We start from the raw sequence: 25,974 nt of genomic DNA, 5'->3' as shown, positions 1-25,974 counted from the left end.
CGGCCCGTTATCAACCTGGGCCGCCCCCCATCCCTCAGCCAGACTCAGGACTGGAGCAGGCGGCGTAGCACGGTGTGCAGGATGCCGCCGTTCTTGTAGTACTCCACTTCCACTGGCGTGTCGATGCGGCTGATCACGGTGAACTCGGTCACGGCGCCGTTGTCGGCCGTGGCCCGGACGGTGTATTCCTGGCCGGGCTTCATGTTGTCGTCCAGCCCCAGAATGTCGTAGGTCTCGAAGCCAGTCAGATCCAGCTTGCTGACGCTCTGGCCGGGCTTGAACTGGAGGGGCAGGACGCCCATGCCCACCAGGTTGCTGCGGTGGATGCGCTCGAAGCTTTCGGCGATGACCGCCCGCACGCCCAAGAGCAGGACGCCCTTGGCGGCCCAGTCCCGGCTGGAGCCGGTGCCATATTCCTTGCCGGCCAGGACGATCAGGGGGGTGCCATCCTCCTGATAGCGCATGGCCGCGTCGTAGATGGTCATCTTCTCCCCGGTGGGGATGTAGACCGTGTAGCCGCCCTCTTCGCCGTCCAGCATCTGGTTCTTGATGCGGATGTTGGCGAAGGTGCCCCGCATCATCACCTCGTGGTTGCCCCGGCGGCTGCCGTAGCTGTTCCACTCGGAGCGGGGGACACCGTGGGCTTCCAGATACTGGGCGGCCGGGCTGCCCGGCGCGATGGAGCCGGCCGGGCTGATGTGGTCGGTGGTGGTGCTGTCGGGCATGACGGCCAGCACCCGGGCGCCGGTGATGGGCCGGACGGGCGGCACCTCCGGCGTCAGGTCCATGAAGAAGGGTGGCTCCTTGATGTAGGTGCTCTCCGGATCCCACTGGAAGAGCTCACCGCCCTTGACCGGGATCTGGTTGAAGGTCTCGTTGCCGTCGAAGACGTTGGCGTACTCTTCCCGGAACATCTCCGGCCTCAGGCTGCGGCGGATGGCGTTGCGGATCTCCTCCTGGCTGGGCCAGATGTCCCGCAGGTAGACGGGCTCGCCGTTGGGGTCGTGGCCCAGGGGCTCCTGCTCCATGTCGATGTCAATGGTGCCGGCGATGGCATAGGCCACCACCAGGGGAGGCGATGCCAGGAAGTTGGCCCGCACGTCCGGGCTGATGCGGCCTTCGAAGTTGCGGTTGCCGCTCAACACCGAGACGGCCACCAGGTCCCCCTTCTTGATGGCCTGGCTGATGTGGGGCGGCAGGGGGCCGCTGTTGCCGATGCAGGTGGTGCAGCCGTAGCCCACCGTGTGGAAGTTCAGGGCCTCCAGGTAGGGGATGAGGCCGCTGGCCTCCAGGTAGCGGGTGACCACCTTGCTGCCCGGCGCCATGCTGGTCTTCACCCAGGGCTTGACGTCCAGGCCCCGCTCCACCGCGTTCTTGGCCAGCAGGCCGGCGCCGATCATCACGGTGGGGTTGCTGGTGTTGGTGCAGGAGGTGATGGCGGCGATGACTACGCTGCCGTGGGTCAGCTCGAAGCGTTCCCCGTCGTGCTCCACCTCCACCCGGGTGTCCAGCTCCTCGGGAGCCAGGCCGAAACCCTGGGGACCCACCGGCGCCGGCAACATGCCGTTCCATTTCTCCTTGATCTGGCGCAGTTCCACCCGATCCTGGGGGCGCTTGGGGCCAGCCAGGCTGGGGGTCACGGTGCTCATGTCCAGCTCCAGGGTGTCGCTGAAGATGGGCTCGGGGCTGTCCGCCGAGTGGAAGAGGCCCTGCTCCTTGGCGTAGCGTTCCACCAGCTCCACCAGTTCCTCGGGGCGGCCCGTGCCCACCAGATAGCGGAGGGTCTCCTCGTCGATGGGGAAGAAACCGGTGGTGGCCCCATACTCGGGCGCCATGTTGGCGATGGTGGCCCGGTCCGGCAGGCTGAGCTTGGCCAGGCCCGGCCCGTAAAATTCCACGAACTTGCCCACCACGCCCTTCTTGCGCAGCATCTCGGTCACCCGCAGCACCAGGTCGGTGGCCGTGGCGCCGTCGGGCAGTTCGCCGGTGAGCTTGAAGCCCACCACCTCGGGCAGGAGCATGTAGATGGGCTGGCCCAGCATGACCGCCTCGGCCTCGATGCCGCCCACCCCCCAGCCCAGGACGCCCAGGCCGTTGATCATGGTGGTGTGGCTGTCGGTGCCCACCAGCGAGTCCGGATAGGCTACCTGCAGGCCGTTGTGGGGCGCCAGCTGGACCACCTTGGCCAGGTACTCCAGGTTCACCTGGTGGACGATGCCCGTGGCCGGGGGCACCACCCGGAAGTTGTCGAAGGCCTCCTGGCCCCACTTGAGGAACTCGTAGCGCTCCCGGTTGCGTTCGAACTCCCGCTCCGCGTTGTAGAAGAGGGCAAACTTGCTGCCGAAGCGATCCACCTGGACGCTGTGGTCGATGACCAGGTCCACCGGTACCACCGGGTTGACCTTCTTGGGATCGCCGCCCAGGCGGGCCATGGCGCTGCGCAGGGCGGCCAGGTCCACCACGCTGGGCACGCCGGTGAAGTCCTGGAGCACCACCCGCGCGGGCTTGAAGGGGATCTCCACCGTGCCCGCGGTCTCTGGGCTCCAGCGGGCGATGGTTTCCACCGCCTCTTGGGTAATCTCAAAGCCGTCCGCCTGACGCAGGGCTGCCTCCAGCAGCACCTTGATCGAGAAGGGCAGACGAGAAATGTTGGCAACGCCCTCTTTTTCTAAGGCCGACAGCCGGTAGATGACCGCTTCTCCGCTGCCGGTATCAAAGGTACCTTTTGCGTTGAAAAAGTCTTGAAAAGCCATCTGATGTCCTTTCTCCATAATCCCTTGACATCACCCTGTTGGCGCCGGGTATCAGGGGCTAAACGTCCGCTGAAAACCATGACACAGCGGGGGAGCCCCCCGCAACGCAGGTTCAGAGGGACCTGCCTTCTCGCTCCTTGCCGATGGCTCTCTTCCCAGGTGTCACAAATGGACACAGATTTATCCGGCCCTCTCAGCGGAACCTGGGTACGGAGAGATTCAACATGGGCAACGATGGTGAGCGTTGGCCTCGCCCTGGGTTTTGGTTTTTGGCAAACTGCCTGTCAATAGCCTGCCGGTCGCTGTGGGCCCTTCCCTGTTGGTACCCCTTATCATACCAGCAGAGTTGAAAATGCGTTAAATGCGCCACCCCTTTTTCAGATTTATTTGGGGATCGCGCGAGGATTGGCCAGCGCCGTGGCCCGAGGAGGGGTGGAAGAGAAGAGAAACGGCGGTGGAGTTTGGGCCAATGCCGTTCCACCGCCGTGCGAGCTTCCGCCGGAGAGGGCCCCGAAATTGGGGGCACAGCCAGGCGGCCTCCGGGGTGGATGCGCCTGGCTGTGGATGCCGATCGAATGCCGATCTAGAGGTCGGCCAGAGGAAGGGGGTCAAAAGTGGTACGGAGCTCCTGGGTCTGGCCAGTCTCGGCGGCCCGGTAGCCGGATTCGATGATGTCGATGACGTGGCGGGCGTGTTCGGCGGTGACGATTGAAGGCTTGCCCTCGCGGATCAAGTCCACCAGTTGCATCATATCCTCGAAGACGTGGAACTCCCGCATCTCCCGGTGGACGCCCGAGACATGGGGCGGGAACTCGTCGGGCAGCTTCAATTCCTGCTCCTCGCCCGCCACAGGCTTGAACCGGGTGCCCACCACGCTGCCTTCTGTGCCGTAGATGTTGGGCTGGAAGCCCACGGTGATGCTGCCGGCTACCGTAGCGTAGATCACGGCGGTCATGGCGTTGCCGAAGTCCAGCATGAGGATGGTGTTGTCGTCCATCTCCGTGGCGATGGTCCGCCCCTGATAATGGCGTTCGGGGATGGCGATGCCTGACAGCGCGGTGACCCGCCTGGCCGGCCCCAGGATGCCGGTGATGTTGTGGAGGCAGTAGACCGTCACGTCGTACTGGGGGCCGCCGCCGGGCTTCTTGAAATACCAGCTGGGATCTACGCTGGTGAGCACATCTTGACCGGTGCGGAACTCCTCCTGCAGGTGATACTGGCCACTGCCGGCGGTGGTGCCGGCGATGGCCCAGGAGAGGGTGCCCAGCTTCCCCTCCAGGATCAGGCGGCGGATGCGCCGGTTGTGGGGAAAGAGCATCATACCCGGCGAGGCGATGATGTGGACGCCTTTGGCCGCGGCCCGCTGGATGAGATCCGTGGCCTCATCGACCCGGGTGGTCATGGTCTTGTTGAAGTGGATGTGCTTGCCCGCGTCGATGGCCATGAGCCCCTGCTGGTAGTGGAGGCCGATGGGCGTGCACAGGGTGACCGCGTCCACGTCCGGGTCAGCCAGGAGCTCTTCGTAGGTCAGGTACCAGCGGGCCACGCCGTACTTCTGGGCGGCCGCTTCGGCGCGGCCGGGCACCGGGTCGCAGATGGCGGCCAGCCGGACCCGGTCCTGGACATCTTCCTGGCTCAGATGCATGAGCGCGCCCCGGATGCCGATGGCCCCGGCACCCACCACGCCCATGCCGACTCGCTGACTCATGGGATATCTCCTTCATTCGGTGATTGTGATTCTGGGGTGGTTTCGAACAGGTGTTGCCGCCACGACTGGCGGTGGGCCCAGCCGACGGTCTTCTTCAGCCGCTGGTTGGAGAGGAAGGAGCTGTGCCCGGGGAGATCCCGCACCAGGGGCAGGAGATCCGGCCGAAAGCGCTCCACCAGCTCCCGGGAAGGTTCCAGGGCCGTGGTGTCGTCGGCGTTGCAGAAGTAGACGCCGTGGGGTTCGATGGCCTCGGCCCGCTCCATGAGCAGTCGGTGGGCGGTGGCCAGATCTTCGCTGCTGACCCAGCACCAGAGCCAGGGGTTCCACGCCTGGGCCGGCGCCGCGTTTTGGGCCATCTGCCGGCGGCGCTCCTGGTTGCAGATGCCGGCGGAGCGGAGCGCGTAGGTCCGCATGCCGTAGGCCCGGGTATAGGAGGCCAGCAGTTCTTCGCCGGCCAGCTTGCTATAGGAGTAGGAATCCTCCACGTCGGTGGGATGGGCTTCATCCACGGGAAAGTACCGATGGGGAAAGGGGCGGTCGCTGATGCGAAAACCGTGGCCCAGGGCGCAGTTGCTGCCGGTCATGACAAAGATGCCGATATCCTGGCGGAGGGCCGCCTGGAGCAGGTAATAGAGGCCCATGATGTTGGCCCGCAGGGTGGCGTCAAAGGGAGCGCCCCGCTCCTCCCGCAGCCGCTGCATGTGGGGATGGTCCGTGGGCCAGGGCTGGGCGGCCAGGTGCTGAACGGCGTCGAAGCCGCCCTGCACTGCCCGCATACAGTCGTCGAAGCGGGTGATATCGCCCTGGATCCAGGGCCAGTGGGCGAATTCCTGGGGCGGCTCGCGGCGGGAAAAGAGCACCAGCTCGTGGCCGGCCGCCTCCAGTTCCCGCACCACGTAGGGGCCCAGGCGTCCGCTCACGCCGGTGACGAGGACTTTCATGGCGTTTCACTTCCTTTCCAGGGGTGGTGGTGGCAGTGGTCAGTCACAGACGATGCTACGCCAGAAGGTCGCCCGATGCAAGTTGGGGGAAGGCTTTTTCCTTCAATCTTCTAGCCCTTCAGCCCCGTCAAGGAGATCCCCTCAATAAAGGTGCGCTGGGCAAAGAAGAAGGCCAGAAAGATGGGCAGGGTGATCAGGGAGCTGACGGCCATGAGGTACGGGTAGGCCAGCTGGCGGTTGCCGATCTCGTAGACGGCGTTGCGCAGCCGCTGCACACCCAACGCCAGCACCCATTTGCTCTCCACATTGACGTAGATCAAGGGGCCCAGATAGTCGTTCCAGGCATCCATGAAGGTAAAGAGCGCAACCACAGCGAGGGCAGGTTTGGCCAGGGGCAGGATCACCCGGGTCATAATCTGGAGCTCGTTGGCGCCGTCGATATGAGCGGCATCGGAGAGTTCCATGGGGATGGCCAGGAAGAACTGGCGCAGGAGAAAAATGAAGAAAGCGTTGCCGAAGAAGTGGGGAACCACCAGCGGCAGGAAGGTGTTGATCCAGCCCAGTTGCTTGAAGATGATGAAGAGGGGAACCAGCCGCACCCAACCCGGGATCATCAACGTGGCCAGCACAATGCCAAACAGGAAGTTACGGCCTGGCCATTCGATGCGTGAGAAGGAATAGGCCACCAGGGAGGAAGAAACCACGGTGCCGATAGTGGCCGGAATGGCATAGCGGACCACGGTGTTGTAGGTGAAGAGGTTAAAATTCTCACTGTTCCAGGCATCCCAGAAATTGTTCCAGTGCTGGGGCACGGGAAACCAGATGGGCGGCACGGTGTAGACCTGGGCGTCATTCTTCACAGCCGACGAGACCATCCAGTAGAACGGGAGCAAAAAGCTGACCGCAAGCACGATCAGAATGGTGTATTTCGTGATTTCAACCAGCCAATCCATCCAGGTCAGCTTGCGTAGCTGCTGGATGCGGCCAGACAGGGTAGGTTGTGGCCAGGATGGAGACTGGGTGGTTGTGCGCATCGACATGGTCTACGCCTCCTATCGGGATGCGCCGGCATAATAGACGAACCGGCCCGAGAAGCGAAAAAGTAGGTAGGTAAACACCACGATCACCACAAACAGGATCCAGGCCAACGCCGAGGCCTTGCCCATGCGCAGGAAGATGAAGGCGTTGCGGTACAGAAAGAGCGCATAGAACTCAGTCGCCTTACTGGGGCCGCCTTGGGTCAATAGCCAGGGTAGGGTGAAGTACTGGAAACCGCCAATAAAACTCATGACCAGGTTAAACAGGATCACCGGGCTGACCATGGGGATGGTGATATGCCACAGCTTGCGCAGGGCGTTGGCGCCGTCCACCGTGGCCGCCTCATACAGGGAGCGAGGTACGTCCTGCAGGGTGGCCAGGAAGATGACCATGGCAGCCCCCTGGGACCACATGTGAATCAACACCAGGGAGGGCTTCACCAGGGTTGGACTGGATAAAAAAGGAATGGTGGGCAACCCCAACCCCTGCAAGGTGGAATTGATGGCCCCATACTGGACATTCAGGAGGAACTGCCAGACAAAGGCCGTCACCACCACAGGGACGATGGAGGGAAAGAAAAAGATGGCTCGAAAGAGAGAGCGCCACCAGATCCGGGTGTTAAGGAGCAAGGCCATCAGAAAGGCAGAGAGCACGCCCATGGGCGCACTGATGAGAACCCACCAGAGGGTATTGTAGGCTACCAGCCGAAAGTCATCGTCGTTGGTAAAGAGGTTAATGTAGTTGTCCAACCCCAAAAAATGAGGTGGTCGCAAGAGATCGTAACGGGTGAAGCTGTAGTACAGGGACGACAGGATGGGAATGATCGTAAACGCCAGAAAACCGATTATCCAGGGCGAGGCAAAGAGCAAGCCCAAAATTAGATTTCGGCGTTTTCGAGGAGACATGGGAAGCGTGAAGGACATGGAGACCTCCTGCGGGGCAAATTCAGATGCCGGGACGTAAGGTGTGGTGCGTGGTGCGTGTGCCCGTTGACGCGCTCCGCACCACGCACCACGTCTTACGTAACCACGGGCCTCTCTAAAGCCGTCATGTGCTAAAAGCCCGACGCCTCGAGCTCCTTAACGGCCTCTTCCTGAAGTCGGGCCGCCGCCTGGGCGCCGGTCATCTGGCCCCGGTAGACCGCCTCTCGGAGTTCCTGATACTTCTGTTGGACGAAGGCTTGAATGGGGCAACGGATAAAGGGTCCCCAGTAATTGGCTTCCGCCACAGAATCAAAGTAGAACTTGAGCCCGGGATATTTGTTCTGGTCTGCCTGGTTGAAATAGGGCTTGTAGGCAGGCAGCCAGCCAATGTTGTCGTAAATCAGGTCGTTGCAGGATTTAGATTGCAGCCATTCGGCAATGGGCCAGGCCTCGTCCTTGTAGCGACCGTCTCGGAAAATCTGTACCATGTGGCCGCCACCGAACTGGATCTTGGTGCCGCGGCGATCTTCGGGAACCGGGACCCAGGTGGCCCGATTGTACTGGGCCACGTCGGGGTTTTCGTTGTAGGTTTCGCCGGGGTGCCAGTAGCCTTCGATGATCATGGCCTGCACCTGGGCTGTGTAGGCGGCGCCCCAGGTGCCCTGGCCCTCGACGCTGCGCAGGCCGACCAGGTTGTCCGGCCCGATGAGCTTGATAAATTCGCCCATGACCTCAAAGGCCGCAGCCATCTTGTCGTGGTCCAGGTTAAACTCGCGGGTCTCTTCGTTGTAATAGTTAAAGCCCCACGACTCCTGGAGGAACCAACCGTCGTTGCCCGGACCGGTACCGCCTTCAGCGTCGTAGGGATCGATCCCGATCTGCACGATATTGCCGGCAGAGTCAAACTTGGTCAGCTTTTCGTGCCAGGCAAAGAGCTCATCCCAGGTCACCGGCGGGTTGTCCGGATCCAGGCCAGCCTCCTCTACCAGTCGCACGTTGTAGTTCAACCCCCGTCGTACGAAGCACTCATTGGCCGGAATGCCATAGGTCTTGCCCTCATGTTGGCAGACTTCCCAGTTGGACTCAATGAACTGCTCTGGATCGATGATATCGCTGGCTTCCACATAGTCGTCCAGGGGAATCACCACCCCGCGAATCATGAAGTCCAGGTAGTTCCCCAACGCACCGATGTCCGGCGGCGTTCCGGCAGCCACCGCCGTCAGCCGGGCTTCCTGCTCGATGCCGCTGCGGAATTCCCACGTATTGTCGCCCATGGCCTCCTGCCACTCTTCGGTCTGTTCAAAGGCCTCCTTGAGGGCGCCCAACTGACTCCAGAAGACCCAATATTGAATGGTCACCCCTTCCTTGGAGGGTGCCTCGCCGCTACCCCCGGCAGTCGTGCCGCTTTCAGGGGCAGCAGACGGCGCGCAGGCGGCCAACGCGGCCCCGACCCCCAACGCAGACAGACCACGTAAAAAGGCTCGTCGACTCAGGCCAGACTGACGAATGGGATACATAGCTTCCTCCTCATGGTGTGAATGTGAATCAGTGTGAATGTGAATCGGTGAAACAGCAGAAGCAAAACCAGCTATATAACCAGAGCAGAAAAAGGTCCGGGCTGTCAGGGTGGCAATGGGTCGGGGAGGAAACAATCCCAGGCCGCCAGGGACAATTCGTCGTGTCCCAATCTCTGGGCGGTGGCAGGGAATCCAGGTTGTCACGGCCGCGGGCGGTTGCTATAATGCCCCTGGCATTCCTAACGGCCCAGGAACATAAACCAACGCCCACAGGGAGTGGCCCTGCCTGTGCCGACGGCCTAAGCCTGCTCGGGTCGTCAGATATGCGCCTGTTCGATGAGGTGGTGTAGGGTGCGGCGTCCTCCCCTTTCCGGCCAGGGTACCCCAAAATGTATGCCAGGAGAAGGCCCCCGCACCCATTTCCGGACATCTTTTTCGGCCAAAAAGCGGACATATGGACAGAGAAAGCTTTTTTGCAATTCTCCGCACAGCGCTCATGCAGCTGGACGACTTCGAGAACCTGCGCCATAGCCCGCTGCTCACTCTGCTGAGCGCCGATGGCACACCGCTCACGCCGGTGGCGCTCCAACAACTGCTGCTGGATGAAATTGAAGCCCTGGCTGGCCGGGGCGATGTTCCACCCCGCTTCTGGGACGTCCTCTACTTCCGCTTTGTCAACCAGTTAAACCAGGATAAAGTGGCCTATCAATTTGGCATCAGTGTGCGCCAACTGCGACGGCTGCAAAACAATGCCATCGAATATCTGGCCGAGCGCCTCTGGCAACGGTTCCAGCTGGAAAACGGCCTCCCGGATCCGCCGGTGGCGAACCCAGCCATTCAGCAGGAGGTGGCCTGGCTGCGGGAGGAGACCGGTACCGATGCCTGTCGGGTGTCAGAGGAGCTGAGTCACGCGTTGAACGATGTAATGCCCCTGGCCCAACGCTACGACGTGACCATCCACCATGAATCTAGCCAGACCGAGGCCCTGGCAGCTATCCCGCCGCCGGTTGTGCGCCAGGCATTGCTGACCGTCATCAGCTGTGCCATTACCCAGGGGGGCAGGCATATTCGCATTCGATTGGAAAGCAGGGACGACTCAGTGCGATGTACTGTGGAACTGGCCGATGCCCAGGTTCCGGCCCTGACGTTGACCGGCTGCCAGCCCACCTTGACCACAGTGGGCCAGCTGTTGATTCCGTTCGGCGGCAAAGTAAAAACCCAGGATACCCCCCCGGCCATCGTGGTGCGTCTGCCCACGGTCCAAAGTGTGCCCATCCTGGTCCTGGATGACAATCCCGACGCCCGCTTGCTTATCAAGCGCTATGTGACCCATTCCCGGTATCGGATCATTGCCACCGACAACGGTCGCCAGGCCATTCAGTTGGCGCATCAGCACCAGGTACGGGCCCTGCTTCTGGACATCATGATGGCGGACATGGCCGGGTGGGACCTGCTCAGCGAATGGTGCCACCATCCCGCCACCCGCGATATTCCCGTCATTGTCTGTACGATTCTGCCTCAAGAGGAGCTGGCCTACCTGTTGGGTGCCCGGGCATTTCTACAAAAGCCGGTCAATCGGACGAAACTGTTGGAGACGCTGGATGTGCTGACCGGTGGACCGACGAAAACGCCTGGCTGATGGCTTCTACCCCCCGGACAATGTCCCGGCTGGAAAGGCCGCCCACCAGCTCGACCCGCAGCCGCCCCACCATCACCGGCTCACCCACCGGATCGCGCGCCGAGATCACCACTACGGGAATCCCCTGGATGGTCGGATCCAGGTTCTTCTCCCGCAGGACCTGGTAGCCATCCTGATCGGGCAGGGCCAGGTCCAGCAAGATCAGATCAGGCCGCCGCTCCCGCATACACGTCAGGGCTTCACGGCCATCCCCCACCTGGATGATGCGGTAGCCCCGGTCCGCGTTTTCCAGCTGGCGCCGAATCAGGAGCGCCATCTCCAGCTCGTTCTCCACAATCAGGATGGTGCTGCCCGGTCCCACAATATCTTGGATGATGGCCAACAGCTCCTGGCGGACGATGGGCTTGACCAAATACTCCACCACGTTGAGCTTTTCCATGGCCTCCTTGCGGCCCGGCACATAGCAGCTGACGATGGGCATCCTTTCCGGCAGGCTTTGAAAGCGATGGCTGTAGCGCTTGTCTTCCATCGCGTCGATGTCGTTGATCACCAGGGCCGTCGGATGGAGTTCGGCGATCTGCGCCTGCAGTTGATCCAGGCTTTCTACCCGGATCACCTCAGCTTCGGGCAGGAGTGCAGCAAAGTGACGCCGTAACATCTCTTCCTGCTCCAGGATCACGTAACGGTCTCGGAGACCAGGCAACTTCGGCAGGGGTGCATGTTGTCGGAGCTCGGCGGTGCGATAGGGGTTGAGCCAGCCTACCGCCGGCGGGGGGCCGGAGTCGGGCAATTTCAGGGGCAGGGAAAAGGCGATAGCCGCGCCAGGTCCTTCCCGATCTTCAACCCAGATTTTGCCGCCATGTAATTCTACCAGCTTTTTACAAATACTTAACCCGAGGCCACTGCTTCCGGCCACGGCCCGGTCCACGTTGTGGGGCTGGTGGAAGGGCTCGAAAAGATGCTCTCGATCTTGGGGAGGAATCCCCGGCCCGGTGTCGGCCACACAACAGACCAGATGGTTCTCCCGGCTCTGTAGGGTGACCGTCACGCCGCCTGTGTCGGTGTACCGCCCTGCGTTGCTCAACAAATTCAGCAGGATTTGGCGGATCCGCAGCCGGTCACAAAAGGCGGTCAGCTCTTGGGTCGGCAGCTCAAGCCGGAGGAACAACCCTTTGCTGATGAAAAGGGGCTGCACCGCCTGGGCAGCCTCCTGTACGATGGTACGCACATCCACCCAATTTCGACTCAAGATCAACTGGCCAGCCTCAACCCGGGCCAGATCCAGCACGTCGTTGATCATTTGGGAGAGGTGTTGGCTGTTGCGATAGATCACCCGGATGTCGGAGAGCAGGGCACGGGGCAGGTTGGGTCCGTAGGTCGATGGCGAGTTCATGATCATTTCGGTGAAGCCGATGATCATATTCAAGGGCGTACGGAGCTCATGGCTCACGTTGGCCACAAAATCCTCCTTGGAGCGCCGCGCGGCCTCAGCTTCTAACCGACTGGCCTGCAGAAGTTTGTTCAGACGATGGATCTCCCCATAGGCGTGGAGCAGTTCGTCGTTGGTCTGGTTCAACACCATGCGATGTTCCCGCACGGTCCGCAGCTGGTCCTGAGCATATTGGTACGCACGGGCAAAAAAGTGGAGCAGTTCGCTCCGGCGATGCCAGTCGATCCAGCCGATCAGCCAGAGCAGGCCCAACGCCCCCACCAGAACAGGCGCCTGGCCACTGCGCCAGAAGAGGCGGGGGCTCAGCCATGGAGATTCCAGGGCCGCCCCCAAAAGGGTAAGGAGCCACAGGGCATGCCACGCGCCCATCCGGAAGATGGCCAGGGCTAATGCCCCGGGCAAGAAGAAGAGAAAACCCCGATCGGGCCACCAGGCGGCTGCCATCAACGTGGTCGCCGCAGTGCCCGAAACCAACGCCCAATCCGCAGCCCGCAGGTGGTAGCGCCCCAGCAGATAGCTGCCTACGCTGGTCACCATGAGGCAGAGGCCCAACACCGACAACCAAACGCCGGGGCTGGATAGATGCAACAGGGCGGCCAGTTGCTGCTCAAAAACGATGATCGCCAGCCCAAACACCCCGATGACAGCTGCCATCGGCCCAAAGGTACCATCTTGCAGATAGGACCAGTCGCCCGCCTGGAGCTCAGGGGCCTGGAGGGTCTGGGCCTCCCCGGTCTCTTCGAGCGCTACAGGGCCCGGCTCCCGTGCATCCAGCGGGCTTGCCATATCCCCCCCCTCCGCCAGGCGGTGGGAATGCAGGCTGATGTCCCTACCAGGATATTCTCTTGATTTGAAATTGCGCACCATCCCTCATAGCTCCTTGTCAACCAGGGCAGCGCTCATCATCGATACCGGCCAGATTAGGATGCCACAAAGGCGCGCTTTTGACTACAACAATCAGGTTGACAACCCTCAGGCAGGCTTGCCAGGGCTCCTGTTTTATGCTGTCATTGTTTTATGCTGTCACGGTGCCTGAGTTCATCTGGATTCTCGACAGGACAACCATCCATCCCGCGAGGCGGGGGTATGAAAAGGCAGGTACAACATGGGCATCCAAACCCTTGAATCACTCCCCAAGACGATGGCAGCGGTGGTCTGCCACGGGCTAGAAGATTACCGGCTGGAGGAATACCCAACGCCGACCCCAGGCCCTGGCGAGGTGTTGCTGCGGGTAGAATCGGTGGGGATCTGCGCCAGCGACCTGAAATGCTACATGGGCGCGCCCCTGTTCTGGGGCACCGGTGACACGCCCGGCTACTGCCAGCCACCGGTGATTCCCGGCCACGAATTCGTGGGCCGGGTGGTGGCCCTGGGCGAGGGCGCCGGCGAGAAGTACGGCCTCTCCCTGGGCGACGTGGCCGTCTCCGAGCAGATCGTGCCGTGCTGGCAGTGCCGCTTCTGCCAGCGGGGCCAATACTGGATGTGCCCCAATGGCGATGTGTACGGCTTCCGGCAGCGGGCCTTCGGCGCCATGGCCGAGTATGTGCGGCTCCCGGCCGACGCCATCAACTACCGGGTGCCGGAGACGGTCCCCGTCGCCCATGCCGTGTTCATCGAGCCGCTGGCATGCTCCATCCATGCGGTGCAGCGAGGGGAGATCGAACTGGACCACGTGGTGGTCATTGCCGGCGCCGGGCCGTTGGGCCTGGGCATGGTGGCCGCCGCCCGCCTGAAAAATCCCCACCTCCTGGTGGCCATCGACCTCAACGACCACCGCCTGGAGATCGCCCGCAAGTGTGGCGCCGACCTGGTGCTCAACCCGCGCCAGGTGGATGTGGTCGAAGAGGTGCTCAAGCTGACAGACGGCTACGGCTGTGACGTCTACATCGAGGCGACCGGCCACCCGGCTGCGGTCACCCAGGGGCTGGCCATGATCCGTCGCCTGGGCACCTTCGTGGAGTTCAGCGTGATGCGGGAACCGGTTACGGTGGACTGGACGGTGATCGGCGATCTCAAGGAGTTGAACATCCACGGCTCCCACCTGGGCCCCTATTGTTATCCCATCGCCATGGAGATGCTGGCCAAGGGGCTGCTGCCCATGGAGGAGATCCTGACCCACAGCCTGCCCCTGGCCAGCTTCGAACAGGGCATCGAGCTGGTGCACGCCGGCACCGAGTCCATCAAGGTCACCCTGCAGCCGTAGGGGCGGGCCTCCGTGCCCGCCCGATGACGCCAGCCGCGAAAGGACGCCGGTTTGCCGTAGGGGCGGCCCTCGGCCGCCCGATGGCGCCATATCCAGACGGGTGAAGGAATATCGACGGCGGCGCAGCTGCGAGCTGCGCCTACGACGGGGCGACAATTCCTGTAAAGGCGAGCCTCCGTGCCCGCCCGATGGCGTCAGCCGCGAAAGGACGCCGGTTTGCCGTAGGGGCGGCCCTCGGCCGCCCGATGGCGCCATATCCAGACGGGTGAAGGCATATCGACGGCGGCGCAGCTGCGAGCTGCGCCTACGACGGGGCGACAATTCCTGTAGAGGCGGGCTCCCGGCCCGCCGGACATGGCTACGCGCAAAACAACAGCCGCCAATCCATCCTGGATGGATTGGCGGCTGTGCCCTCGTGGCTACGACGAACCTTACGCCCGGATCTCCTGGCGCTGGAAGACCACGTAGCACACGGCAAAGAGCAGGATGGTGGCCGCGATCAGGCCGGTGAGCTGGGGCCAGATCAGCAACACGCTCTGCCCCAGAGGCAGGGGCGCGCCCAACAACGCCCCCTGGAGCTGGGAGGGCAACAGGATGCCAAAGGAACGCACCGAGGGCTGCAACAGCCCGATCATGGCCTCGGCGTAGAGGGTGTTGGGCGAGACACGGGCCAGGGCCATCTGCAGCTCAGCCTGGGCGATGACCTCCTGCACCAGCCCCACCTGGACAGGCCGGAAGACGGCGGCCAGAATGTCGGCCACGATGCCCCAGAAAATCATGAAGAAGAGCCAGACGGCAATGGAGGCCAGGGCCGCGGTGGCCGGCTGGCGGAAGAGAGTGGAAAAGAGCATGGCCAACACCAGCCAGATGCCGCCATAGAAAATGGTGGCCAGCAGGAAGATCAGCGTGCGTGCCACCTCCTCCCCGGTAGGTGGCACGCCCAGCCCCAGGATCCCCAGCCCCATGATCAACAGCCAGATAGCCGCCATCACCAGGGCCAGGGTGAAGAGGCCGGCCAGGAACTTGCCCAGCAGCAGGGCATCCCGGTAGATGGGCTGGGCCAGGACCCGAGAGAGGGTCCGCTGGTTGAACTCGCCGTTGATGGCGTCGAAGGCCAGCGCGATGGCAATCAGGGGCACCAGGAAGCTCAGGAAACCCACAAAGGCCGGCAGGGGATCCTGCCCGGTGGTGAAGAGCCGCAGAAAGAGGAAGCGGTCCTGGCTGCCGGTGGTGCCCCGCAGGTTCTGCAGGGCCACGTAGACCGTGCCGCTGGCCGTCAAAACGATCAGCAGCTCCAGGATGCGCATGCGCACGCTGGTCAGGTGGTCGGCCATGTCCTTGGCCACCACCGCCCAGAGCCCGGTCCAGGGGGAACCTTCCCGCCGGGGCCGGCCGACCTGCCCCTGGGGGGGTGAAGTCTGCTCAAGGGTTGCGGCCATGTTTCACCTCCTCCCGCTTCGACGCCGCGGGTTGCGCCTCTGCCGATTTCATCTCTTGGAAGTAACGGGCGTAGATCTCGTCCAGGCTGGGCGCCTCCACATCCAGGCTCAGCAGGCGGCCGCCCGCTTCCACCACCGCCCGGGCTGCCTCGGCCCGTAGATCCCGCCGGGCCTCCAGGATGTAGCGGTCTCCCTCCTGGCGCACGGCCACCACATCCGGCAGCCGGCCCAGGGCGTCGGCCACGGCGCCGTTGGGGCTCTGGGCCTCCAGGTGCACCCGGTAGGCGCCGCCCAGGACCCGCTGGGCCAGGGATTGGACCGTCCCCTCCAACACCATGCGCCCCCGGGAGAAGAGGCCCACCCGGTCGCAGACCTCCTGCACCTGATAGAGCAGGTGGGAGGAGAGGAGGATGGTAATGCCCTCATCCCGCAGGTCCCGGATGATGCGCAGGAAGAGGCGGGCCGCCTCCGGGTCGAGCCCCAGGGTGGGTTCGTCCATGATGATGATCTGGGGGTGCTTGAGCAACAGCTCGGCCACCCCCAGCCGCTGACGCATCCCCCTGGAGTAAGTGGAGACCGGCCGGTCCGCCGCCTCAGCCAGGCCCATGCGATCCAGGGCCTCGTCGATGCGCCGGTAGGCTTCGGCCCGGGGAATCCCGTTGAGTTTGGCGATGTAGGTCAGGTTCTCCCGGCCCGTCAGGTTGTCGTAGAAGCCCACCTGGTCCGGCAGATAGCCCACCCGGGCCTTGACGCTGAGGGGATGCCGCTGGGGGTCGAAGCCCAGCACTTCCACCGTCCCGGCGGTGGGATCGGTCAGCCCCAGGAGCATCAGGATGGTGGTGGTCTTGCCGGAGCCGTTGGGCCCCAGGAGCCCGAAGACCTCCCCCCGGCGGATGGTGAGGTCCAGGTTGTCCACGGCCACAAAGGAGCCGTAGTGCTTGGTCAGCCCCCGGGTACGCAGCACCACGTCGTCGTGGCGGCCTTCTTCCTGATGCGCCGATGAGCGTCGGTTTTTCTCAGCCATGGGCTGCCTCCTTGAGGGCCACGGCCATCAGCGCCGGCCGAAGCGCATCACAGCCAACCCCACCACCAGGATGGAGACCGCGATGAGGCCCACACCGGCCACGCCCCACAGGGTGGAGGTCAACACCGTGATGCGAAAGTCCACCGATTTGGAAGAGCCTTCCGCCGGACGGGCGGTGACGGTCATCACGTAGTCGCCCGCCACGGCCTTGTCGCTGGGGCGTACCTTCGCGGTCACCTCCACCTGTTGGCCCGGCTCCAACAGGTCGATGGTCTTGGGATCCAGCTCCACCGACCAGCCGCTGGGCTGGGAGGCGCTCATCTGGATATCCCGGGCCGGGGCGGAGCCATTGTTCTGGACGATCACGGTGAAGGGCGCCTCCTGGCCAGCGTACGCCTGGCCCGAGAGGCGGCCGTCGGGCGTGGTCACCTGGATGCTGGACTCGCCCACCACTTCGGCGTTGACCTGGAGGGTGGCTTCTGCCTCGCCGCCCCGGGCCCGCAGGGTGATGGGGTAGGTGCCGGCTGCCACGTCGCTCAGGGCGCTGGCCTCCACGCTCAGCCGCTTGGACTCATTGGCGCCCAGGGGGATGTCGGTCACCTCCTGGCCGCTCAACTTGTAGGTGACCACAAAAGTGTTGGGCGCGTCCGCGCTCAGGTTCACGGTGATGTCCTCGTCTCCCTTGTTCTCCAGGGTGACGTTATAGCGGAAGGTGGTGCTGGGCTTGCCCCGCAGGGTGGGCAGCTCCACGGAAAAGGCCAGGTTGGGGGGCAATTTCTCCTGGACGGTGAGCTCGATGGGCAGGCGGGCCGAGCGATCATCGGCCTGGGCGGCCACCACGAAGCGGTAGGTGCCCGCCTCCACCGACGCGGGCGGCTCCAGACGCAGGGTGACGCTGGCGTCGGTATCTGGCTCCACGTAGACCGCCTGGATGATGCGGCTGCCGCCCCGGAAGGTGGCCGTCCACCCCTCGGGCAGCTCCTCCATGGAGAGCCGGACCACCTGGGGCTCCCCGGTCACCCGCAATTTGATGTCCAGGTTGACGTTATCCTCCGTGCCGATGATCTGGGACGGATAGGGGGTGAAAACTGTCAGCGACGGCGCCGCCGCGGGTGTCGGGGTGGCATCCTGGGCCTGGAGCGGCGCCGGCCAGACCAGGAGCAGGGCAATCAACATGAGCGCAAGCAATCGCAACCGTTGATGTCCCATTGTCATAGCCTCCTTCAGTGCGATTTCCATGCGTTTTTTTTAAGTTTGTCCTCGATGCTTGATGTGAATCGGCCTCCAGATCGGCCAGACGCCGGGACGGACCCTGCCCCGGGGGCGATGGACCCTCCGGTAGCCGGCGCCGATCGGCGTCTGCTTTCCCATCTGGACATACAAGACCGTTATACGCTCGCGATCTTGGTGATAAATTATGCATAAATTAGACGAAGATTAAAAAATGGTCGGCACAGCGAAAGATGATTGCGCAGAAGTAGTCAACTGATATACAATAAGCGTCCATCAGAGCGCGTCGCGCCCTGTCGCGCATCTGGTCACACTCTTTGTGCACACCGCCATCGACACGATCCAGGCCACATCCGCTTTCCGGCACAACCGGGCTGCACAGGCCCACATCCACCTTGGCAGCCCACTTTTGCCCACGACCCCACATGGCCGCCAGTGGTGACACAGACGGAGGGAATTGAATAGCATGAGAAGGCCCGCCACGATCGCCCTTTGCGTCCTGCTCCTGTTCGTGAGCCTGTACCAGCTCGCCGGCCTGCCGGTCACCCGCAGCCAGGCTCCCGGTCCCGATTACGTCCCAGGTGAACTCATCATTCGCTTCCAGCCGGGCGTCACCCAGGCCGAAGCAGAAGCCTTCTACCAGGAGCATGGCCTGGTCCAGAAGGATAACCTGGACGAAGACCGCACTGACGATGAGGTGGAGCTGCGCCTGGCCGCCGTACCCGGCGACATCACCCAGGAGCTCCTGGCCCAACTGGCCCGGGATCCCCGGGTGGTCTACGCAGAGCCCAACTACATCATCCGCCTTTCCAAAACGCCGGACGACCCCATGTTTAGCCAGCTCTGGGGCCTGCACAACACCGGCCAGACCGGCGGCACGCCGGACGCGGACATCGACGCGCCGGAGGCGTGGGACACCTCCACCGGCTCCTCCACGGTGATCGTCGGGGTCATCGACACCGGCGTGGACTACAACCACGAGGACCTGGCCCAAAACATGTGGACCAACCCCAAGGAATGTCCCCAGGGTCCGGGCAAATGCGTGGCCAACGGCGAGGATGACGACGACAACGGCTACGTGGATGACTTCTACGGCATCAACGCCATCACCGACACGGGCGACCCCATGGACGACTACGGCCATGGCACCCACGTGGCCGGCACCATCGGCGCCCTGGGCAACAACGGCACCGGCGTGACCGGCATCAACTGGACGGTCCGCATTGCGGCCTGCAAGTTCCTCTCTGCCAGCGGCAGCGGCAGCGTGGCCGGCGCGGTGAAGTGCTTCAACTACTTCAAACAGCTCAAAAACCAGGCGGGCCAGAACATCATCGCCACCAACAACAGTTGGGGCGGCGGCGGCTTCTCCCAGGCCCTCTACGACGCCATGGCCGGCGCGGACCAGCCCCTCCACATCTGCGCCGCGGGCAACGGCAACAGTGGCGAACCCCACTACCCCGCCGGCTTCGACCTGGACAACATCATCTCCGTCGCGGCAACCGACCACGACGACCTCTACGCCAACTTCAGCAACTACGGCAAGGACTGGGTGGACCTGGCCGCGCCCGGCGTGGGCATCCTCTCCACGGTGCCCACCGGCTCCTGCCCCATGTGCGATCCCTCCGGCTACGGCCAGGCCAGCGGCACCTCCATGGCCACGCCCCACGTCACCGGCGCCGTGGCCCTCATCGCCGGCAAGTACAGCAACCTCACCCTGGCCCAGATCAAGCAGCGCATCCTGGCCGGCGTGGATCCCCTGACCGACACCAGCAAGGAAACCCTGACCAACGGCCGGCTCAACCTCAACAATGCGCTGGAAGATGACAACAAACCGCCCGCCGCGGTCTCCGACCTGGCCGTCACCGCCACCATGCTCACCCAGGTGGAATTGAGCTGGACGGCCACCGGCGACGACGACAAGACGGGCACAGCCAACGCCTACGACGTCCGCTATGCCACGTCGCCCATCTCGGAGGACACCTGGGAAAGCGCTACCCAGGCCGTGGGTGAGCCCAAGCCCCAGCCCGCAGGCAGCAGTGAGAAGTTCATCGTCAGCGGGCTGGAGCCCAACACCACCTACTACTTCGCGTTGAAAGTGGTGGACAACGTGGGCAACGCCTCCGCGCTCTCCAATGTGGTGGTGGGCAAGACCAGCACGGGCACCGTGGTCTTTGAGGATGACGTGGAAAGTGGGCCCGGCGAGTGGGAGGTGGCCGGCAACGACAGCCTCTGGCACATCTCCCAGCATCGCTCCAACAGCCCCACCCACGCCTGGTACTACGGCGATGAAAGCAAGCGTAACTACGACACCGGCGGCGCCAACAACGGCACCCTGACCTCGCCCGCCATCGAACTGACCACCAACCAGGATGTGCTCCTGACCTTCTACGAATGGAGCGAAGTGGAGAGTAGCCAGGCCTACGACCGCACCCGGGTCCAGATCTCCACCGACGGCAACCAGTGGACCACCGTCTTCGAGTCCCACGGCACCAACGGCTCCTGGATCCGGCGGGCCGTCAGCCTGACGCCCCACATCGGCAACGCCAAGACCCTGTATGTGCGCTTCTGGTTCGACACCATCGACAACCGCTTCAACACCTTCGAAGGCTGGTATGTGGACGACATCCGGGTGTTGGTGGCAACCCCCACCCAGGCCGGGGCAGGCCCCGCCCAGCCCAACCTGGTGATGCAGGAAAGCAACATCGGCTTCAGCAACAGCAACCCCACCGAAGGCGAAGAGGTGACGGTCTACGCCACGGTGCTCAACCATGGCACCGCCGAAGCCAACGACGTGACAGTCCAGTTCGTGGACGTCACCGGCGAGCAGCCCACGCCCATCGGCCTGCCCCAGACCATCGCCAACATCCCCGTGGGCGGCAGCGCCATCGCCCAGATCCGCTACGACACCACGGGCAAATCGGGTGAACGCCAGATCCAGGTGGTGCTGGATCCCAACAACCTGATCGCCGAGTTGAACGAGTTCGACAACCAGGCCCAGAAGAGCCTGACCGTGGCCGCCCAGCCGGCGCCCAACCTGGTCATCGAGGATGACAACATCGGCTTCGCGCCGGCCCAGCCTGGCGTGGGCGAACAGGTCACCATCCACGCGGTGATCTTCAACAACGGCACCGCAGAAGCCAGCAACGTGGCGGTCCAGTTCCTGGATGTCACAGCCACCGACCAGGCCATCCCCATCGGCCCGACCCAGACCATCGACATCCTGCGGCCGGGGGAGAGCCACGCCCTGGAGGTCACCTACGACACCAGCAACAAGCCGGACGACCGCAAGATCCGGGTGGTGGTGGATCCCCACAACACCATCGCCGAGTCCAACGAGAAGGACAACGAAGCCACCAAGACCCTCTCCATGGGCGAACCGCCGGCGCCCAACCTGACGATCAGCAGCAGCAACATCGGCTTCGCGCCGGCCCAGCCCAAGACGGGCGACCTGGTGACCATCTCCGCCACCATCTTCAACGCCGGCGACGTGGCCGCCACCGACGTCCAGGTGGAGTTCGCCGACGCCACCGGCTCCACCGCGGTCCCCATCGGCCCGGCCCAGACCATCGCCGCCATCCCACCCGGGGCCAGCGGCGTGGTCCAGGTCACCTACGACACCAGCGGCAAATCGGGCGACCGCCGGATCCAGGTGACGGTGGATCCCCACAACTTCATTGCCGAAAGCCGGGAGTTCGACAACGAGGCCCGGGCCACCCTGTCCATCACGCCGCCTCCCCTGCCCAACCTCACCGTCCACGGGGCCAACATCGGCTTTAGCCCGGCCCAACCGGTGGAAGGCGACGTGGTGACCATCCGCGTGCCCGTTCTCAACACCGGCGCCGCCGACGCCAGCCAGGTGGTGGTCCAATTTCTGGAAGTCCGGCCCAATGGCCCCGTCCCCATTGGCGAACGCCAGACCCTGGAGGCCATTCCGGCCGGCGGCAGCGCGGAGGCCCAGGTCACCTTTGACACCAGCCAGGCCCAGGGCGACCACACCATCCAGGTGGTGGTGGATCCCAACAACTTCATCCCCGAAAGCAACGAGGACGACAACCAGGCCAGCCGCACCCTGCGGGTGGTGGCGCCGGACGCGCCCAACCTGACCATGCTGGCGGCCAACATCCAGTTCAACCCGCCCCAGCCCATGGCCGGGGACCTGGTCACCATCACCGCGGTGGTGCTCAACAGCGGCGCCGCCGACGCCAGCCGGGTGTTGGTCCAGTTCCTGGACATCACCCACAGCGAGGCCATCCCCATCACCCCAGAGCAGTACATCGAACGGGTGCCGGCCGGTGGCAGCGCCACCGTCTCTGCCCAGTACGACACCACCGACAAGGTGGGCCGGCGCAAGATCCAGCTCCTGGTGGACTCCAACAACCTCATCCCGGAGACGGATGAAAACGACAACGAGGCGGTCGCCACCCTCACCGTGGAACCCGCGCCCCTGGCCAACCTGGTGGTGAGCGACAACAGCATCGGCTTCGACCCGCCTATGCCCGTGGCCGGCGACACGGTGACCGTAACCATCACCGTCCACAACCACGGCAACGCGGCCGCGCAGGATGTGGCCGTTCAACTCCTGGATATCACCGAGGGCGAGGCCGTCCCGGTGGGCCCACCCCTGACCATCGACCAGATCCCGGCCGGCGGCGCTGGGACCGTTCAGACCCGCTACGAGACGGCAGGCCGCGCCCTGGGCGCCAGCGGTGAACGCCAGCTCCGGGTGGTGGTGGATCCCAACAACTTCATCCCCGAGACGGATGAGACCGACAACCGGACCACCCGCACCCTGACGGTGACCCCTGCCCAGGCGCCCAACCTGGTGGTGCTGGCCAACAACGTGGGCTTCCACCCGGCCAACCCCAGCGAAGGCCAGGCAGTGACCCTGACCGTCACCGTGCTGAACACCGGCGCCATGGACGCCGAGGATGTCCTGATCCAGTTCGTGGATGCCACCAACGGCGGCGCGGAGCCCATCGGCGCCAAGCAGACCATCGCCCGCATCCCGGCCGGCCAGAGCGGCACGGCTCAGGTAGTCTACGAGACCACCGGCAAGGCCGGCGACCGGCGCATCCGGGTGGTGGCGGATCCCCACGCCACCATCGCCGAGACCGACGAGCGGGACAACGAGGCCGTCAAGGTCCTTCGGGTCCTGCCGCCGGCAATGCCCAACCTGGTCATGCGGGCCGAGAACATCGGCTTCAAGCCGGTGGATCCCACCACCGGCCAGGCGGTGACCGTCACCGCGACAGTGCTGAACGTGGGAGCGGCGCCGGCCCAGAATGTGGTGGTCCAGTTCGTGGATGCCACCAACAACGGCACCACGCCCATCGGCGCCAGCCAGATCATCGCTGAGATCCCCGCAGGCGGCAGTGGCCGGGCCCAGATCGTCTACGACACGGGCCGCATGGGCGCGGCCGGCGACCGCAAGATCCAGGTCATCGTGGATCCCAACAACCAGATCGTGGAGTCGGACGAGAACGACAACCGGGCAGTGGCGACCCTGAAGGTGGCCGCCCTGCCCGCGCCCAACCTGGTCATCCGGAGCGACCAGATCGGCTTCGAGCCGCCCCGGCCCAACGCCGGCGACACGGTGCAGATCTACGCCACCGTCCGCAACAGCGGCGGCCAGGCCGCCAACGACGTGACGGTCCAGTTCCTGGATGTGACGGGCAGCGGCGCGGTGCCCATCGGCAGCCCCCAGACGGTGGCCACCATCCTGCCGGGCAGCAGCGCCCTCTTCCAGACCAGCTATGAGCTGGCCAACGGCGGCAACCGCAAGATCCAGGTGGTGGTGGATCCCAACAACACGGTGGCTGAATCCAACGAAGGCGACAACTCGGCCACGGCCACCCTGAACCTGGCCGAGCTGCCCGAGGCCAACCTGGCCGTCCTGGCCGACAACATCCTGTTCACGCCCGCGTCGCCCATTGTCGGCGACCAGGTGACCGTCCACGCCATCATCCTCAACAACGGCGCGGCCGACGTGAGCGACGTGGTGGTCCAGTTCAGCGACGTGACGGGCAGCGATCCCCAGCCCATCGGCCCGCCCCAGGTCATCCCGGCCATCCCCGCCGGCAGCAGCGCCACCGCCCAGGTCCTCTACGATACCGCGAGCCGCGGCCAGGGAGCTCCCGGCGAACGAACCATCCAGGTCACGGTGGATCCCAACAACCTGATCCCCGAAAGCCGGGAGAGCGACAACAGCGCCAAGAAGAGCTTCACCGTCACCGCGCCCCCCCGGCCCAACCTGGTGGTGCTGGCCGGCAACGTGGGCTTCAACCCGCCCGCGCCGACAACCGGCGACCGGGTCACCGTCCAGGCGGTGGTCCTGAACCACGGCGCCGTGGAAGCCCGGGATGTGGTGGTCCAGCTCGCGGACATCACCGACAGCGGGCCGGGCAGCGGTGTGCCCATCGGCCCACCCCAGACCATCGCCCGCATCGCCCCCGGTAGCAGCGGCGCGGTCCAGTTCACCTACGACACCAGCGGCAAGGAAGGAAGCCGCACCCTCCAGGTGACGGCCGATCCCAACAACTTCATCCTGGAGAGCGACGAGAACGACAACCGGGCCAACCGAGATCTGACCGTGGCGCCGCGGCCCACGCCCAACCTGGTGGCCATCGCCTCCAACATCGAATTCGAGCCGGCCGAGCCCAGCGACGGGGACCTGGTCACCATCCGGGCCACGGTGCTGAACAACGGCACAGCGCCAGCCAGCGATGTGGTGGTGCGTCTGGTAGACATCACCAACGGCCAGGAGGAGCTCATCGACAAGCAACGGCTCATCGAAAGCATCCCGGCCGGGGAGAGCGGCGTGGCCCAGGTCACCTACGACGTGACCGACAAGGCGGGCACCCGTCAGATTCAGCTGGTGGTCGACCCCAACGACACCATCGCCGAGAGCGATGAGACCGACAACACCGCCACCACCAGCCTGACCGTGGCGCCCCCGCCCGCGCCCAACCTGGTGGTCCAGAGCAGCGACATCCGCTTCACACCCAGCAGTCCCTCCGCAGGCGACCTGGTGACGGTGACCGTCACGGTGCGCAACACCGGCCAGCGCAACGCCAACAACGTGGAGGTGCGCTTCACCGACGTCACCAACGGCGGGAACACGCCCATCGGCACCCAGACCATCGCCAGCATTCCCAGCGGCGGCAGCGGTATCGCCCAGGTGGCCTACGACACCACGGGCAAGGAAGGCCAGCGCCAGATCCAGGTCACGGCCGACCCCAACAACACCATCGCCGAGACAAATGAGGAAGACAACCAGGCCCAGGCCACCCTGACGGTGGCCCCGCCCTCGGAGACGCCGTCGCCGAACCAGCCCAACCTCCAGGTGACGGCCGAGGGAATCAGCTTCGACCCGCCGGCGCCGTCGCCGGGCGACCTGGTCACCATCACGGTGATCGTCACCAACAGCGGCCAGGCCAGCGCCAGCGGTGTGGTCGTGCGCTTCCTGGATGTGACCGGCGGCAGCGAAGAGCCCATCGGCGAAGACCAGAACGTCGGCAACATCGCCGCCGGCAACACGACTACCGCCACCGTCACCTACGACACCACGGACAAGGCCGGGGAGCGTTCCATCAAAGTGATCGTGGATCCGGAGGACACCATCTCCGAGTCCGACGAGACGGACAACGAAGCGACCAAAACTTTGACCGTGGGTGAAGGCTCGGGCGAAGAGGCCCAGGCTACCCCGGCGCACCTGAACCTGACGGTGCGTCGGGAACAGATGGTGGTCGAACCGCTGAGCGCCGGCGCCAATGACACCCTGATGGTCGCCGTGTTGATCCACAACGAAGGCGATGTGGATGCCTATGGCGTGCCGGTCCAGTTCCGGGAAGTGGTGGACGGCACGGTGAAGCCCATCGGCGAGGTACAGACGCTGGATGTGCTGCCGGCTGGCGGCAGCCAGATGGTGCGGGCCCTCTACCCGGTAGATGGCCGGAAAGGGGAGTGCGCCATTCAGGTGGTGGTGGATCCGGAAGGGTCGCTGGTGGAAAGCGACCGGTCGGACAATCTGGCCGAAGTGCTGGTTCGATTAAGCCCCCAGCCCTAGGCCCGGCCCCGCCTGTCACCCGGGGCGTAGTCTGGCGCCCCAAA

The 25,974-nt window shown here is 64.3% G+C and carries 13 protein-coding genes; 3 read left to right on the top strand and 10 right to left on the bottom strand.

Going from position 1 to position 25,974, the window contains the following annotated elements:
• Positions 1–44 precede the first annotated feature (44 nt).
• The 6 genes from acnA to FKZ61_RS09580 form a co-directional block, all read right to left on the bottom strand.
• Positions 45–2,753 (bottom strand): aconitate hydratase AcnA, encoded by a 2,709-nt coding sequence (acnA, locus tag FKZ61_RS09605; RefSeq protein WP_141609893.1) that lies wholly within the window; start codon positions 2,751–2,753, stop codon positions 45–47.
• A gap of 583 nt (positions 2,754–3,336) precedes the next feature.
• Entirely contained in the window at positions 3,337–4,461 is a 1,125-nt protein-coding gene (locus FKZ61_RS09600) for a Gfo/Idh/MocA family protein (RefSeq protein ID WP_141609892.1), read from the bottom strand.
• A complete protein-coding gene (locus FKZ61_RS09595) occupies positions 4,458–5,402 on the bottom strand; it encodes an NAD-dependent epimerase/dehydratase family protein (RefSeq protein ID WP_141609891.1) in 945 nt (314 codons plus the stop codon). The genes FKZ61_RS09600 and FKZ61_RS09595 overlap by 4 nt, the downstream gene beginning before the upstream one ends.
• Positions 5,403–5,512: 110 nt before the next feature.
• On the bottom strand, positions 5,513–6,442 hold the full coding sequence (locus FKZ61_RS09590) for a carbohydrate ABC transporter permease (protein WP_211358499.1): 930 nt from the start codon (positions 6,440–6,442) through the stop codon (positions 5,513–5,515).
• Positions 6,443–6,454: 12 nt separating this feature from the next.
• A complete protein-coding gene (locus FKZ61_RS09585; protein WP_141609890.1) occupies positions 6,455–7,363 on the bottom strand; it encodes a carbohydrate ABC transporter permease in 909 nt (302 codons plus the stop codon).
• A gap of 131 nt (positions 7,364–7,494) precedes the next feature.
• Positions 7,495–8,880, bottom strand: coding sequence for an extracellular solute-binding protein (locus FKZ61_RS09580; protein WP_141609889.1), 1,386 nt, complete (start codon positions 8,878–8,880; stop codon positions 7,495–7,497).
• Between the two features lie 454 nt (positions 8,881–9,334).
• Here FKZ61_RS09580 and FKZ61_RS09575 point away from each other — a divergent pair, with 454 nt between their 5' ends.
• Positions 9,335–10,519: a response regulator gene (locus FKZ61_RS09575; protein ID WP_141609888.1), complete on the top strand. Its 1,185-nt coding sequence runs from the start codon at positions 9,335–9,337 to the stop codon at positions 10,517–10,519.
• On the opposite strand, the gene FKZ61_RS09570 is transcribed toward FKZ61_RS09575, so the two are convergent.
• On the bottom strand, positions 10,452–12,755 hold the full coding sequence (locus FKZ61_RS09570; RefSeq protein ID WP_170199510.1) for an ATP-binding response regulator: 2,304 nt from the start codon (positions 12,753–12,755) through the stop codon (positions 10,452–10,454). The two genes, FKZ61_RS09575 and FKZ61_RS09570, sit on opposite strands and share 68 nt — an antisense overlap.
• Positions 12,756–13,074: 319 nt before the next feature.
• Here FKZ61_RS09570 and FKZ61_RS09565 point away from each other — a divergent pair, with 319 nt between their 5' ends.
• On the top strand, positions 13,075–14,172 hold the full coding sequence (locus FKZ61_RS09565; protein ID WP_211358498.1) for a zinc-binding dehydrogenase: 1,098 nt from the start codon (positions 13,075–13,077) through the stop codon (positions 14,170–14,172).
• Positions 14,173–14,603: 431 nt separating this feature from the next.
• On the opposite strand, the gene FKZ61_RS09560 is transcribed toward FKZ61_RS09565, so the two are convergent.
• The 3 genes from FKZ61_RS09560 to FKZ61_RS09550 are packed head-to-tail and all read right to left on the bottom strand — an operon-like array spanning position 14,604 to position 17,844.
• Positions 14,604–15,611 (bottom strand): ABC transporter permease, encoded by a 1,008-nt coding sequence (locus FKZ61_RS09560; RefSeq protein WP_141609886.1) that lies wholly within the window; start codon positions 15,609–15,611, stop codon positions 14,604–14,606.
• Positions 15,595–16,635, bottom strand: a complete 1,041-nt coding sequence (locus FKZ61_RS09555) for an ABC transporter ATP-binding protein (RefSeq protein WP_141609885.1) — start codon at positions 16,633–16,635, stop codon at positions 15,595–15,597. The genes FKZ61_RS09560 and FKZ61_RS09555 overlap by 17 nt, the downstream gene beginning before the upstream one ends.
• Before the next feature lie 27 nt (positions 16,636–16,662).
• A complete protein-coding gene (locus tag FKZ61_RS09550) occupies positions 16,663–17,844 on the bottom strand; it encodes a COG1470 family protein (protein ID WP_141609884.1) in 1,182 nt (393 codons plus the stop codon).
• 487 nt (positions 17,845–18,331) lie between these two features.
• Between FKZ61_RS09550 and FKZ61_RS09545 the strand changes: the two genes are divergently transcribed.
• Positions 18,332–25,930, top strand: coding sequence for a CARDB domain-containing protein (locus tag FKZ61_RS09545; protein WP_141609883.1), 7,599 nt, complete (start codon positions 18,332–18,334; stop codon positions 25,928–25,930).
• Positions 25,931–25,974 lie beyond the last annotated feature (44 nt).

The organism is Litorilinea aerophila, assembly GCF_006569185.2.
In the GTDB taxonomy this organism is placed as follows: domain Bacteria; phylum Chloroflexota; class Anaerolineae; order Caldilineales; family Caldilineaceae; genus Litorilinea; species Litorilinea aerophila.
Note: the sequence above shows the minus strand (reverse complement) of the source record. Positions and strands in the feature narration are given on the sequence as shown.

Excerpts from the sequence above, each read along its gene's own strand:
- acnA (WP_141609893.1), bottom strand. The coding sequence starts at position 2,753 with ATGGCTTTTCAAGACTTTTTCAACGCAAAAGGTACCTTTGATACCGGC.
- FKZ61_RS09600 (WP_141609892.1), bottom strand. The coding sequence starts at position 4,461 with ATGAGTCAGCGAGTCGGCATGGGCGTGGTGGGTGCCGGGGCCATCGGC.
- FKZ61_RS09595 (WP_141609891.1), bottom strand. The coding sequence starts at position 5,402 with ATGAAAGTCCTCGTCACCGGCGTGAGCGGACGCCTGGGCCCCTACGTG.
- FKZ61_RS09590 (WP_211358499.1), bottom strand. The coding sequence starts at position 6,442 with ATGTCGATGCGCACAACCACCCAGTCTCCATCCTGGCCACAACCTACC.
- FKZ61_RS09585 (WP_141609890.1), bottom strand. The coding sequence starts at position 7,363 with ATGTCCTTCACGCTTCCCATGTCTCCTCGAAAACGCCGAAATCTAATT.
- FKZ61_RS09580 (WP_141609889.1), bottom strand. The coding sequence starts at position 8,880 with ATGTATCCCATTCGTCAGTCTGGCCTGAGTCGACGAGCCTTTTTACGT.
- FKZ61_RS09575 (WP_141609888.1), top strand. The coding sequence starts at position 9,335 with ATGGACAGAGAAAGCTTTTTTGCAATTCTCCGCACAGCGCTCATGCAG.
- FKZ61_RS09570 (WP_170199510.1), bottom strand. The coding sequence starts at position 12,755 with ATGGCAAGCCCGCTGGATGCACGGGAGCCGGGCCCTGTAGCGCTCGAA.
- FKZ61_RS09565 (WP_211358498.1), top strand. The coding sequence starts at position 13,075 with ATGGGCATCCAAACCCTTGAATCACTCCCCAAGACGATGGCAGCGGTG.
- FKZ61_RS09560 (WP_141609886.1), bottom strand. The coding sequence starts at position 15,611 with ATGGCCGCAACCCTTGAGCAGACTTCACCCCCCCAGGGGCAGGTCGGC.
- FKZ61_RS09555 (WP_141609885.1), bottom strand. The coding sequence starts at position 16,635 with ATGGCTGAGAAAAACCGACGCTCATCGGCGCATCAGGAAGAAGGCCGC.
- FKZ61_RS09550 (WP_141609884.1), bottom strand. The coding sequence starts at position 17,844 with ATGGGACATCAACGGTTGCGATTGCTTGCGCTCATGTTGATTGCCCTG.
- FKZ61_RS09545 (WP_141609883.1), top strand. The coding sequence starts at position 18,332 with ATGAGAAGGCCCGCCACGATCGCCCTTTGCGTCCTGCTCCTGTTCGTG.